Here is a 12,994-nt window from a genome sequence, read left to right as displayed (position 1 = left end):
GGTGGTCGGTCTGGCTGCTCGGGGAATTCGTGTGACTGGGGTGGTGCGGCGGGGGGTATGGCCTGCCCTGGTGTTGGCGGCGCATGGCACGCGGAGTGCGGCGGGTGAGGCGACGCTGGAGGGGCTGGCGGCGTTGGTGCGGGGGCAGCGGCCGGGGCGGCGGGTCGAGCTGGCCTATCTGGAGATCAGCCGTCCTCGCCTGGCCGACGTGCTGGCGTCGATGGCGGGGCCCGCGGTCGTGGTGCCGCTGCTGTTGGCCGGGGGGTATCACATTCATCAGGACATCCCGGGCATCGTCGCGGACACGGGCGCCATCGTCGCCCGACACCTCGGGCCGCACCCGCTCCTGACCTCTGCCCTGGTGCGGCGGCTGGCCACCTTGCAGCCCGCCGATGCCGTCATTCTCGGGGCGGCCGGCTCCTCCGACCCGGGCGCGCTGGCCGAGGTGCGTGCTGCCGCCCGCATGCTGGCCGTACGGCTGGCGCGTCCCGTGACGGCGGCCTTCGCCTCCGCGGGCACGCCAACCCTGGCCGAAGCCATGGAGCGAGCCCGCTCGGGTCCCGCTGCTCGGGTGGTGATCGCGTCCTACCTGCTGGCGCCGGGATACTTCCACTCCCGCCTCGAAGCCGCCGGGGCCGACCTCGTCAGCCCGCCCCTCGGCCCCGATGCGTCCCTCGCCGGCCTGGTCTGGCACCGCTACGACGAGTCCCTGGGAAACCGCTCCGCCGCCTGAACCCGCCGACCGGGCTTGTGAAGCCGGGAACCGGGTCCCGCAGGCTGGTGAAAGCCGGTTTCCGTGCGTCGTGTCGGCGGGCAGCCCGCATCACCGGAGGAGCGTCTCCCTGGACAGACCCCGGCCGAAGTGCGGCGACTGGCGGTAGGGCGGCTTGCCGTACAAGCGAAAGATCCGCACTAAGCGCAAGGTCCGCAAAAGGCGCAAAGTCCGCACCCGAGCCAGGTCCGCACTAAGCGCAAGATCTGCAAAAGGCGCAAAGTCCGCACCCGAGCCAGGTCCGCACTAAGTGCAAGATCTGCAAAAGGCGCAACGTCCACAGTCGAGCAAGGTGCGCACAGAGCGCAAGATCTGTCCAAAGAGCAGGGACCGCATGAATTGGGAGATTCGCGCTCAGGGTGGGAGTTACGACTCCAGGCGGAGTTCGCGGACGATCTCCTCGGCGCTCGTGTCGCGCGGCGGGACCGAGTCGGCGCCGAAGAACAGTTCGTTGTAGGCGTGGCGGAAGCAGCCCGCGAGCAGCAGCCGGGCGCTGGCCTCCGGGTCGACGCGCTCGGCGACCCGTCCGAGCCGCTGCTCCGCCTTGAGGTAGGCCGACAGCGGCAGGGTCTCCGACCGGGGCCCCAGTTCCAGGCCGCGCACCACCTCCCTGAAGCGCACCGTCACGTTGGGGGAGGTGAACGCCGGCAGGGCGGCGGATTGCACTTCGAGGTAGTAATCAATGCCATACCGGATGACAGGCAGCAGATTATCGCTTACCCGCCCTTTTCCGGCGCGGTGCGAGAGGTCGTGCAGAATGCGGAGCCAGAGCGGCAGCCGGTCCTGGAGCAGGGCGAGGAAATGGTCCACCGATCCGCCGTTGCGGTCTTCCCGCAGCGAGAGGGCCATCTCCAGGACGCGCCGCCGCGTGTCCTGACTTCTCTGGTGCGGGTCTACATGGGAAGTCGCCATGGTTGGCCTAACGTGCGCAGTCACATGGGTAGGTTCAACGTGGCACTTCGGCGAATCGCCGAGGTTTATCGAGCCGTGTTTCTCCCGGTGATGGAATCGTTGCGGGCTGGCGATCCAACTTGGTGCAAAGTTGGATAGTCACCGATTATTACCCGAAATCTCGGGAAAATGCTGAATATCGCGCCTGAAGGTTAGCTGTCAGTATCGGGGTCGCGGTGGCGCAGGTACCGCTCGAACTCGGCGGCGATCGCGTCGCCGCTGGCCTCGGGCAGCTCCGCGGCGTCCTTGCGCTCCTCCAGCTCCTTGACGTACTCGGCGACCTCGCTGTCCTGGGACGCCAGCTCGTCGACGCCGTGCTCCCAGGCACGCGCCTCCTCCTCCAGGTCGCCCAGCGGCATCGGGATCGCCAGCACGTCCTCCAGGCGGTGTAGCAGCGCCAGCGTCGCCTTCGGGTTGGGCGGCTGCGCCACGTAGTGCGGCACCGACGCCCACAGCGAAACCGCGCTCAGCCCCGCCTCGCCGAAGGCGTGCTGCAGCACCCCCACGATCCCCGTGGGGCCCTCGTAACGGCTCAGCTCGAGCCCGGTCGAACGCGCGAGCGCCTCGTCGGTGGCACCGCCCAGGATCGGCACGGGCCGCGTGTGCGGCGAGTCGTTGAGCAGCGCGCCCAGCATCACCGCCATCCCGACGCCCAGCTCGCGGGCGATCTCGATGATCTCGGCGCAGAACGAGCGCCAGCGCATGTTCGGCTCGATGCCACGCAGCAGCACCACGTCCCGCTCGACGCCCGGCGGCCTGGCGTGCAGCAGCCGCGTTGTCGGCCACACGATCGACCGGGTCAGCCCGTCGCCCATCTCCACGACGGGCCGCGTGACCTGGAAGTCGTAGTAGTCGTCAGGGTCGAGCGCGATCAGCGGCTCGGCCTTCCAGGCGGACTCGAGGTGGGCGATCACACCGCTGGATGCCTCGCCGGCGTCGTTCCACCCCTCGAACGCGGCTATGAGCACCGGGTCGACGAGCTCGGGGAGCCCTTCGAGCTCGGTCACGTGTCGCCTCCTCTCCTCGCCATCGCGCTAAGCCTATGCGGTGAGGAGTGGTCCGTGTCACCGATCTAGCTCACCACGGCCTGCCGCCCATGACACGGGCAAGACACGGCAAGGAGTACGGCTGGCCTCAGCGCCCGCCAGGGGTCGTGTGCACGATGAGAACGTCGCATCCGGCGCGGTGCGAGACGTTGGAGGGCACCGAGCCGAGCAGCCGCCCCGCCAGGCTGTTGAGCCCTCTGTTGCCCACCACGAGCAGGTCCGCCTCGACCTCGCCCGCCAGCCGGACCAGAACGTCGACCGCGTCTCCCTGCTCGGCGGCCAGCACGATGTCCTGTGCCCCCGCCGCCACCGCGTGCTCCCTGGCCGCCCGCAGCGCGTCGTCGGCCGGGGTCGAGCCGCTGACCTTGTAGGCCAGGTCGCCGAGCCGGTCCGCGGCCGCCGTGCGCTCGCTCTCGCGCATGGGCACATACGCGCAGGCCAGGACCAGCGTGGCCCCCGTCGCCGCGGCCAGGCCTGCCGCCGCGGAGACGGCACGGAAGGAGGAGGTGGAACCGTCGGTGCCGACAAGTACGGTGCTGTAGGCCATCGGGAACCCCAATTGGACGTGATGTTCAATTGCTCGTCCAGCAGAATAGCGGCCCAAGAGCACCCGATAAGCTTGCCCCCATGAGCAACGTCCCGACCTTCAGAGAAGTGCTGTCCCAGCGAGTGATCGTCGCCGATGGGGCCATGGGGACGATGCTGCAGGCTCAGGACCCGACGCTGGACGACTTCCACGGTCACGAGGGCTGCAACGAGGTGCTCAACGTCACCCGCCCCGACATCGTCCGCGGTGTCCACGACGCCTACTTCGAGGTAGGCGTCGACTGCGTCGAGACCAACACCTTCGGCGCCAACTTCGCCGCGCTCGGCGAATACGACCTGTCCGACCGCGTCTACGAGTACTCCGAGGCGGGCGCCCGCATCGCCCGCGAGCGCGCCGACCACTGGTCCACCCCCGACAAGCCGCGCTTCGTGCTCGGCTCGATGGGCCCCGGCACCAAGCTGCCCACCCTCGGGCACCTGCCGTACGCCAACCTCAGGGACTCCTACCGCGACAACGCGGCCGGCCTGATCGCCGGCGGCGCCGACGCGCTGATCATCGAGACCTGCCAGGACCTGCTCCAGGTCAAGGCCGCTGTCATCGGCGCCAAGCGGGCCATCGAGGCGGCCGGCAAGGACGTGCCGATCATCGCCCAGGTCACCATCGAGACCAACGGCGCGATGCTGCTCGGCTCCGAGATCGGCGCCGCACTGACCGCGATCGAGCCGCTCGGCGTCGACCTCATCGGCCTCAACTGCGCCACCGGCCCCGCCGAGATGAGCGAGCACCTGCGCTACCTGGCGCGCCACGCCCGGCTGCCGCTGTCGTGCATGCCGAACGCGGGCCTGCCGGTGCTGACCTCCGACGGCGCCTACTACCCGCTGTCGCCGCAGGAGCTGGCCGACGCGCACGAGACCTTCACCCGCGACTACGGCCTGTCGCTGGTCGGCGGCTGCTGCGGCACCACCCCCGAGCACCTGCGCCAGGTGGTCGAGCGGGTCAACGGCCGCGCGCCCGCCGCCAGGCGCCCGCACCCCGAGCCCGGCGCCTCCTCGCTCTACCAGACCGTCCCGTTCCGGCAGGACACCTCCTACCTGGCCATCGGCGAGCGCTGCAACACCAACGGCTCCAAGGCCTTCCGCGAGGCCATGCTGGAGGGCCACTGGGACGACTGCGTGGAGATGGCCCGCGACCAGGCCCGCGGCGGCGCCCACATGCTCGACCTGTGCATCGACTACGTGGGCCGCGACGGCGTGGCCGACATGAAGGAGCTGGCCTTCCGCTTCGCCACGGCCTCGACCCTGCCCATCATGCTCGACTCCACCGAGCCCGCCGTACTGCAGGCAGGACTGGAGATGCTGGGCGGTCGCGCGGCCGTGAACTCGGTCAACTACGAGGACGGCGACGGCCCCGACTCCCGCTTCCAGAAGATCATGCGTCTGGTCAGGGAGCACGGCTCGGCCGTGGTCGCGCTCACCATCGACGAGGAGGGCCAGGCCCGCACCGCCGACTGGAAGGTGCGGGTGGCCACCCGTCTGATCGAGGACCTCACCACCAACTGGGGCAAGCGGGTCGAGGACATCATCGTCGACTGCCTGACCTTCCCCATCGCCACCGGCCAGGAGGAGACCAGGCGCGACGGCCTGGAGACCATCGAGGCCATCCGGGAGCTCAAGCGCCGCTACCCGAGCGTGCAGACCACGCTGGGTTTGTCCAACATCTCCTTCGGTCTCAACCCGGCCGCCCGCATGGTGCTCAACTCGGTGTTCCTCAACGAGTGCGTCAACGCGGGGCTCGACTCGGCGATCGTGCACGCCTCCAAGATCCTGCCGATGGCGCGCATCCCCGACGAGCAGCGCCAGGTCGCGCTCGACATGATCTACGACCGCCGCCGCGACGGCTACGACCCGCTGCAGCGCTTCATGGACCTGTTCGAGGGCGTCGACGCCGCCGCCATGCGCGCGGGCAAGGCCGAGGAGCTGGCCGCGCTGCCGCTGTGGGAGCGGCTCAAGCGGCGCATCATCGACGGCGAGCGCAAGGGCCTCGAGGCCGACCTCGACTCCGCGCTCGACCAGCGGCCCGCCCTGGAGATCATCAACGACGTGCTGCTCGACGGCATGAAGACCGTCGGCGAGCTGTTCGGCTCCGGGGAGATGCAGCTGCCGTTCGTGCTGCAGTCGGCCGAGGTGATGAAGGCCGCCGTCGCCTACCTCGAGCCGCACATGGACCGCCTCGAGGGCGAGACCAAGGGCCGCATCGTGCTGGCCACGGTCAAGGGCGACGTCCACGACATCGGCAAGAACCTGGTCGACATCATCCTGTCCAACAACGGCTACCAGGTCGTCAACCTGGGCATCAAGCAGCCCGTCAGCGCCATCCTCGAAGCGGCCGACGAGCAGAAGGCCGACGTCATCGGCATGTCGGGCCTGCTGGTGAAGTCCACGGTGGTGATGAAGGAGAACCTGGAGGAGATGAACTCCAGGGGCATCTCCGAGAAGTACCCCGTGCTGCTCGGCGGCGCCGCGCTCACCCGCGCCTACGTCGAGCAGGACCTGGCCGAGCTGTTCTCGGGCGAGGTGCGCTACGCCCGCGACGCCTTCGAGGGCCTGCGCCTGATGGACGCCTTCATGTCGCACAAGCGCGACGGCGTCCCGCTGCCCGCGCTGCGCGAGCGCCGCGTCAAGACCGGCGCCGTGCTGCAGCGCACCCCGGTCGAGGAGCTGCCCGCCCGCTCCGACGTGGCTCTCGACAACGCCGTACCGGCGGCGCCTTTCCACGGCGACCGCATCGTCAAGGGCATCTCCCTGGCCGACTACTCCGCTTTCCTCGACGAGCGCGCGCTCTTCCTGGGACAGTGGGGCCTCAAGCCCACCCGCGGCGGTGACGGCCCCGGCTACGAGGAGCTGGTGGAGACCGAGGGACGCCCGCGGCTGCGCATGTGGCTTGACCGCATCCAGACCGAGGGCCTGCTGGAGGCGGCCGTCGTCTACGGCTACTTCCCGTGCGTCAGCGACGGCGACTCGCTGATCATCCTCGACGAGTCCGGGGGCGAGCGGACCCGCTTCACCTTCCCGCGCCAGCGCCGCGACCGGCACCTGTGCCTGTCGGACTTCTTCCGCACCCGCGAGTCGGGGGAGACCGACGTGGTCGCCTTCCAGGTCGTCACCATGGGCGGCAAGATCGCCCAGGCCACCGGCGAGCTGTTCGCCAAGGACGCCTACCGCGACTACCTCGAGCTGCACGGCCTGTCGGTCCAGCTCACCGAGGCCCTGGCCGAGTACTGGCACGCCCGGGTTCGCTCGGAATGGAGCATCGGCGGCGGGGAGTCCCTGGACGACATGCTCAAGGTCAACATCCAGGGCTGCCGCTACTCCTTCGGCTACCCCGCCTGCCCCAACCTTGAGGACCAGGTGCAGCTCTTCCAACTGCTCGAGCCTGAGCGCATCGGGGTGTCGCTGTCGGAGGAGTTCCAGCTCCACCCCGAACAGTCCACCTCCGCCCTGGTCGCCCACCACCCCGAGGCCAAGTACTTCAACGTCTGACCCGGTCTGCGGCGGGTTTCTCTGCTCAGGCAGTGTGCTGCCGTACGGCAAGCAGCCCTGCCGCCACCCGCCGCACTTCGGCCGCCTCTGTCCAGGGAGACGCCACGCCAGCAGGCCGTGGCGGGCCGTCGTCACGACGCTACGCAACCCGGGCACCGAGGTCCCGGGTTGCCCGCCGTACACGACGCCGCCCCCACATCCCGGCGCCTGGAGGTGCTGGGACTTGGGACGTGCGGAAGCTTGTTCTCCAGCGGCATGGCAACTCCAGGACAACGATCTGCGTCTAACCGGCCGTGGAATCGCTGAACTCGGGGGATCCGCAGCACATCGGTGAGTACTGGCTGGCAGGACGGCTCGGCTCGGGCGGTCAGGGCGTGGTCTACGAGGCGTACGACGCCGACGGCCGCCGGGTGGCACTCAAGATGCTGCACGCGACCGGCGCTGACGGCAGCCGCGAGCGCTTCGCCAAGGAGGCGACGGCCGCCGGCAGGGTGGCGTCGTTCTGCACGGCCAGGGTGCTGACTTCCGACCTGGACGGGCCCAGGCCGTACATCGTCTCGGAGTACGTGGCGGGGCCGAGCCTGGGACAGGCGGTGCGCGACGGACGCAGGTTCACCGGTGACGACCTGCACCGGCTGGCCACGGCCGTTGCGACCGCCCTGACAGCGATCCACGAAGCGGGCGTCATCCACCGCGACCTCAAACCCGGCAACGTTCTGCTGGGCCCCGACGGCCCGCGAGTGATCGACTTCGGCATCGCGCGGACCCTCGACATGTCGCTGACCAGGACTGGCGAGGTGTCGGGCACGCCCAGCTACATGGCGCCCGAGGTGTACACCGGGCAGCGGGCGGGCGCTCCCGCGGACGTGTTCGCGTGGGGCGCGATCATGGTGTTCGCCGCCACCGGCAAGGATCCGTTCGAGGCCGACAACCTGGGCGGCGTCATGCACCGGGTGCTGTCGCAGCAGCCCGACCTCAGCGCGCTGCCGCCCCGTTTGGCCGAGCTGGTCTCGGTCGCGCTGCGCAAGGACCCGGCGACCAGGCCGACCTCCCGCGACCTGCTGCTCGCGCTGGTCACCGGCAACGGCGCCGACACCCGGGGGCTCCTGACCCAGGGCAGTCGCGCTGCCGAGGGCGTGCGCGGGCAGGGCGAGGGCGACCCGGAGCTCGGCACCATCGCCGAGGACGCCTACACCGCGCTCGGCCCGCAGGAGCGCGACCTGGCCGCCGAGGTGTTCCTGCGCCTGGTCGCCGTCGACGAGCACGGCCATGAGACCGGTAGGTCGGCCTCCCATGAGGAGTTGTTCGGCGGACGTCCCGAGCATGAGGCCGCCGCCGTCCGGCGCGTCCTGCGCGCGTTCGCGTACGTGGTCGCCGTGGAGAACGAGTCGGTCGCGCTATCACGTCCGGCGCTTCTGCGCGCCTGGCCGCGCCTACGCATGTGGGTGGACGCCGACCGCGAGGGGCTCGCCGTACTGAGCCAGATCACCGCTGCGGCGGGGCACTGGATCGAGTACGGCAGGCGCGACGGCGACCTGCTGCAGGGCAGCCGTCTGGAAGAGGCGCTCAGTTGGGCCGCCACGGGCCGCCGCCATGTGACGCTCACCCCGCGCGAGCGCGACTTCCTTCAGGCGGGCACCGCGCTGGCCAGGAAACGCGCCAGGCGCAGAACCCTGACCATCACGGCGCTGGCAGGACTGCTGGTGGTGTCGCTCGTGGCGGGCGGGCTGGCGCTGTGGCAGCGCCAAGAGGCGACGAAGCAGCGTGATGTTCTCACCGCCAAGCAGGTGGCCGCGGAGGCGGATCGGACGCGCACCACCGACCCGGTCCTGGCCATGCTGCTCAGCGTGGCCGCCTGGCGCGTCTCCCCGCAGAGCGAGGCCCGCTCCGCGCTGACGGCCTCGTTCCAGCAGCGCGAAACCGCTGCCTTCCGCGACCCGCAGGTCAAGGGCGTGGCCAGCAGGGCGCTCAGCCGCGACGGCCGCACGCTGGTCAGCGTCAGCGAGGGCGGCGTCAACGTGTACGACGTCCGCACCCACAGGCGCACGGGCGGCTGGCAGGGGCCGGGGCTGAACGGGCGCATGCGTCAGGACCCGGTGCTGAGCAGGACCGGCCGGCTTCTCATGCTGGCCACGTACGAGGAGTTCGGCGTCTGGGACCTCGCCACCGGCAAGCGGCTGCTCAAGCAGAGCTTCCCGCCGGGCACCGCGGACATGCACGTCACGATGGGCGAGGACGAGGCCACCCTCGCCGTCAGCTACGACAGCACCCTCGACCACCTGGTGGACATCCGTACAGGCCGGACGTTCGGCAAGGGCGCCGACCTGCCCAGCTGGGCCCCGCTGATCGACCGGACCGGCAGGCACCTGTTGCTCCCCGACGATGACGGCCTCGCCGAGCGCGCGCTGCCAGGTTGGACCCCGGAGCACCGCTACCCCGGCTGCCACAGAGCCCATCTGGTCGCGTTCTCGCCTGATGGCGCCACCCTGGCTTGCGTGGGTAGCGACATGGTGCTCGTGGACGCGGCCACCGGGCACCGCCGCGACACGCGCGACTGGACCTGCGACGTCTGCGGCGACTCCCTCTCGCAGCTCCGCTTCAGCCCCGACGGCCGTTACCTCGCCGCGTTCAGCAAGCGGAACATCCGGGTCTGGAAGGTCGCCGACCACGAGCACGAGCTGCTTTCCTACCAGGCCGAGGGCGAGCTGTCCGACGTCAGGTTCGACGGCACGACTCTGCGCTACCTGGTGGACGACACCGTCATCAGCGTGGACCTCGCCTCACGCGCGGCCTCGACCAAGGTGGGAGGCAGCGCCGTCCTCAGCCCCGGCAGCCAGTGGGCCGCGATCGGGGGCTTCGAAGCCAAGAACGTCCGGCTGTGGGACGTGCGCGGGCATAAGGAGGTCGCCCGGTTCCCCATCGAGGCCGGCGGCGCATCCCAGCTGCTGGTCTTCGACCCGGCAGGAAGGCGGCTCATCATCGGGCAGGAGTCGGGCAGGATCGAGCTCATCGACGTCGGCACCCGCAAGCGGATCTGGTCGATCCTCTCGCCGCACGCCGACAGCCAGATGCCGTCACGGGCCGCGTTCAGCCCCGACGGCCGGACCATCGCCCTCGCACTCGGCCCGCGCGGCCAGGTCGATGACTACCGGCTGGCGGTGCTCGACGCCGCCACCGGCCGCGTCCTGCACGACAGCCGCACGATCGGCGACGGCGGCCCGTACCTGCCCGACGGCAAGCGGCTCGCCACCGGCTCCGGCAGGTTCGTGGACGTCGCCACCGGCAAGCCGGTCGGGACGGGCTACGACACGTCCTGGATGGGAGGCGCGGGCGTCGCCCTGAGCAGCCGCGGCCTCATGGCCGTCGCCTATGACGAGATGGGACGCATCTCGCTCTGGGACCCCACCGGGCCGACGGCGGTGCGGCCCATGCTGGCCAGATCGGATGGCGCGAACGGCGCCCTGGTCTTTTCACCGGGCGGTGACCTGCTCGCGTCGGGCGGCGGGGACAGCGTCCAGCTCTGGGATCCCGTCAACAGGCGGCGGATCGGCGGCTCCTTCGCCACCCAGACGGTCCAGGACATCGACTCGCTGACCTTCAGCGCCGACGGAACCCGGCTGTACTACTCGGGCGACGGCGCCATCCTGGAGTTCCCCGTCGGGCCGGAGCAGGTCGCGGCGGCGGTGTGCGGACGCGTCGGTCATGGGCTGAGTGAGTCCGACTGGAACCGCTACTTGAAGGACGTTCCATACCGGAAGGTCTGCTAGCCCCGTTTTCCGCACGTCCCTTTTTCTGAGCTGCGCCCGATTACACCAGTGCTGGATCAGTTATAGAAGCTGATTTGCGACGAAGCGTCATGTACGGAAACGGGGCTGGCCGGCCGCACGGGGCGCCGACTTCCGCCGTCCCCAGTCTCACCGACTCGGCGCCCGCGCGTGCCCGCCTGCCATGCTTGCGGTCGCGTCCGGGGCCCGCCGGACCGACGCCTGCCGTGCCTGCGGGTCGGGTCGGGAGCCCGCAGTATCAGGGTGTCGTGGCACCGCGCGCGGTCTTTCTGGCGCCGGGTCGGCGGGTTGCAGGTTGGCGCTTTGTGTGGTGGGTGACCGTCGAGCGTGGTTGCCGGGTGTGTTGGCGAGCCCGCCGTATCAGGGCGTCGTGGGGCCGCGCGCGGTCTCTCGGGGGCCTGGGCGGCGGGACGTGGGGCGGTGAAAGTCGGCGGCTTGGGTGGCGGGGACCCGTGGTTTGGGTGCCCGTGGTGTGGGGCGTTGCGGCGGGAAGCGGGCCGGGCTCCTCGAGTGGGGGATCCGGTGCTGGGGGATAGGAGGTGTTTGGGCGGGGTTGGGGCGGGGGAGAGGGTGGGTTCTTTGTGGGGGGCGAGAATCGGGGTGAGGTGGGGTGGTAGGTGAATGTGGGGTGGGTGGTGGGAATGGCTCAGGCGTGGGCGGTTGTTAAATCTTGCCCTAGGGAAAGCGGGGGACGGATGGAAGCGGTCTTCTTCGACATGGACGGGCTGCTGGTCGACACCGAGAAGGTGTGGCTGGAGCTCGAGACCGAAGTGATGGCCACGCTGGGCGGCGAGTGGACCCCCGAGCACCAGTCGCATCTGGTCGGCGGGTCGATGGAGCGTACGGTCGCCTACATGCTGGCCGTCTCGGGCTCCGACGTGCACCCGCAGACGCTGCGGCAGTGGATGGTCGACGGCATGGTGGCCCGCCTGGCGCGCGGGGTGCGGGTCATGCCGGGCGCGTCCGAGCTGCTGGACGCGCTGCGTGCCGAAGGCGTGCCCGTAGCGCTGGTCACCTCGTCGCTGAAGGAGATCGCCGAGGCGGTGCTGACGTCCGTCGGGCGGGACAGGTTCGACGTGATCGTCACCGCCGACGACGTCGAGCGCACCAAGCCGGACCCCGAACCGTACCTGACCGCCTGCAGCCTGCTGGGTGTCCAGCCTGTGCGGTGCGTGATCCTGGAGGACTCGCCCAACGGGGTCGCCGCCGGGACCGCCGCCGGTTGCGCGGTGGTGGCCGTGCCGAGCCTCCTGCCGATCGAGCCTGCCCCCGGCCGCCTGGTGATCGACTCCCTGACCGAGATCACCACCGACGACCTCCGCGCCCTGGTCGCCGACCCCACCCGCTGACCCGAACCCGGTCGCGTACACGGGCTCCATCCCCGTACAGGCCCGGATCCCGCTGTCGCGGGCTGCGTCCTCGTGCAGGCCGGTGGGATGACCGTCGGTTCTGATTCGGCGTGTGAACCGACCTCGGGAGGTGGCATGCGGTCCGATGGTGACCGGAAGGAGGAGCTCGGGAGTAGGCATGCGATCTCGGAAGGCGCTGGTCGGCTCCCCGGGTGAGCTAAGCCGGTCGGTGGGCACGCGATGGCCGGGGGGACTGTCGAGTGGCGCAGGACGGTTGACGGCGTCGGATTCTCGGGGTTTCGACCCCTAGGGGGAAAGCCGTTCTCGTGGAGGAGGAGCAGGCGGGAGACGGCGTGCCAGGATGGAGTCATGGGTTTCAATCAGATCGCGTGGCTGCCGTTGTGCGTCGCTGTGACCGCCGTGGGACTGGTGTTCAGCTACCTGGCGTTGCGCCGCAGGGGCGTGGCGGCGGGGCTGCGGATGGCGGCGTGGTCGCTGCTGCCGATGGCCGCCTACCTCACGGGCGCGCTGCAGTCCATCTGGACGATCGGCGCCACGGTCGTCTCGTTCGTGACCAGCCTGATCTTCAACCCCTTGGTGTGGGCGGGCGTCGCGGTAACCGGGCTGTCGGTGGTGCTGTTCGTGGTCTCCGGCGTGATGCGCGGCAGGAAGCTGCGCCGCACCGACGGGGGCAAGCAGCCGAAGCAGGCCGAGGCGGTTCAGCCCTCAGCGAAACCAGCCACGCCGGCAGGGCGGCCCGCCGTACAGGCTCCGAAGAAGGATGATGATTTTTCCGACATCGAGGACATTCTCAAACGCCGCGGTATCAGTTGATTCCGTGACTGTCACAGTTCCGAGACTGAACCGGGACTGGCCGTAGACATTCACTTCAAGATCGATACGAATGCGTTTCGCGTCAATCACAGTTAAGCCACATCGTGCCCTCAGGGACTGGTCACTCCAGCTCAGGCCATAGATTCTGCCCACGGAGACCGCGACGCGCGG

Annotated in this window: 8 protein-coding genes; 5 read left to right on the top strand and 3 right to left on the bottom strand. The window is 70.0% G+C overall.

Annotated features, from left to right (window positions below; translation table 11 throughout):
* Positions 1-70: 70 nt before the first annotated feature.
* Complete coding sequence (locus tag ACIBHX_RS33025; protein ID WP_397071282.1) at positions 71-733, top strand: sirohydrochlorin chelatase; 663 nt, start codon at positions 71-73, stop codon at positions 731-733.
* A 405-nt stretch (positions 734-1,138) separates the two neighbouring features.
* Here ACIBHX_RS33025 and ACIBHX_RS33020 read toward each other — a convergent pair whose 3' ends face one another.
* The 3 genes from ACIBHX_RS33020 to ACIBHX_RS33010 all read right to left on the bottom strand — a co-directional run bounded on the left by ACIBHX_RS33020 (position 1,139) and on the right by ACIBHX_RS33010 (position 3,316).
* Complete coding sequence (locus ACIBHX_RS33020) at positions 1,139-1,621, bottom strand: hypothetical protein (protein WP_397071281.1); 483 nt, start codon at positions 1,619-1,621, stop codon at positions 1,139-1,141.
* A gap of 254 nt (positions 1,622-1,875) precedes the next feature.
* A complete protein-coding gene (locus tag ACIBHX_RS33015; protein WP_397071280.1) occupies positions 1,876-2,730 on the bottom strand; it encodes a PAC2 family protein in 855 nt (284 codons plus the stop codon).
* 127 nt (positions 2,731-2,857) lie between these two features.
* Positions 2,858-3,316 carry a universal stress protein gene (locus ACIBHX_RS33010; RefSeq protein ID WP_397071279.1) on the bottom strand — a complete coding sequence of 153 codons (459 nt, stop codon included), beginning with the start codon at positions 3,314-3,316 and terminating at the stop codon, positions 2,858-2,860.
* Between the two features lie 80 nt (positions 3,317-3,396).
* On the opposite strand from ACIBHX_RS33010, the gene metH reads away from it, so the two are divergent.
* From metH to ACIBHX_RS32990, 4 genes are all read left to right on the top strand, one after another.
* Positions 3,397-6,855 (top strand): methionine synthase, encoded by a 3,459-nt coding sequence (gene metH, locus ACIBHX_RS33005; protein ID WP_397071278.1) that lies wholly within the window; start codon positions 3,397-3,399, stop codon positions 6,853-6,855.
* Between the two features lie 293 nt (positions 6,856-7,148).
* Positions 7,149-10,622, top strand: coding sequence for a protein kinase (locus ACIBHX_RS33000; protein ID WP_397071277.1), 3,474 nt, complete (start codon positions 7,149-7,151; stop codon positions 10,620-10,622).
* A 713-nt stretch (positions 10,623-11,335) separates the two neighbouring features.
* Complete coding sequence (locus ACIBHX_RS32995; protein WP_397071276.1) at positions 11,336-11,989, top strand: HAD family hydrolase; 654 nt, start codon at positions 11,336-11,338, stop codon at positions 11,987-11,989.
* Between the two features lie 369 nt (positions 11,990-12,358).
* Positions 12,359-12,823: a cellulose synthase gene (locus ACIBHX_RS32990; protein ID WP_397071275.1), complete on the top strand. Its 465-nt coding sequence runs from the start codon at positions 12,359-12,361 to the stop codon at positions 12,821-12,823.
* Positions 12,824-12,994 lie beyond the last annotated feature (171 nt).

This window comes from Nonomuraea sp. NPDC050536 (assembly GCF_044457685.1).
In the GTDB taxonomy this organism is placed as follows: domain Bacteria; phylum Actinomycetota; class Actinomycetes; order Streptosporangiales; family Streptosporangiaceae; genus Nonomuraea.
This window is presented reverse-complemented; position numbering and strand designations above follow the sequence as displayed.

Coding starts and splice junctions, on each gene's coding strand:
- metH (WP_397071278.1), top strand. CDS start 3,397: ATGAGCAACGTCCCGACCTTCAGAGAAGTGCTGTCCCAGCGAGTGATC.
- ACIBHX_RS33020 (WP_397071281.1), bottom strand. CDS start 1,621: ATGGCCCTCTCGCTGCGGGAAGACCGCAACGGCGGATCGGTGGACCAT.
- ACIBHX_RS32990 (WP_397071275.1), top strand. CDS start 12,359: ATGGGTTTCAATCAGATCGCGTGGCTGCCGTTGTGCGTCGCTGTGACC.
- ACIBHX_RS32995 (WP_397071276.1), top strand. CDS start 11,336: ATGGAAGCGGTCTTCTTCGACATGGACGGGCTGCTGGTCGACACCGAG.
- ACIBHX_RS33010 (WP_397071279.1), bottom strand. CDS start 3,316: ATGGCCTACAGCACCGTACTTGTCGGCACCGACGGTTCCACCTCCTCC.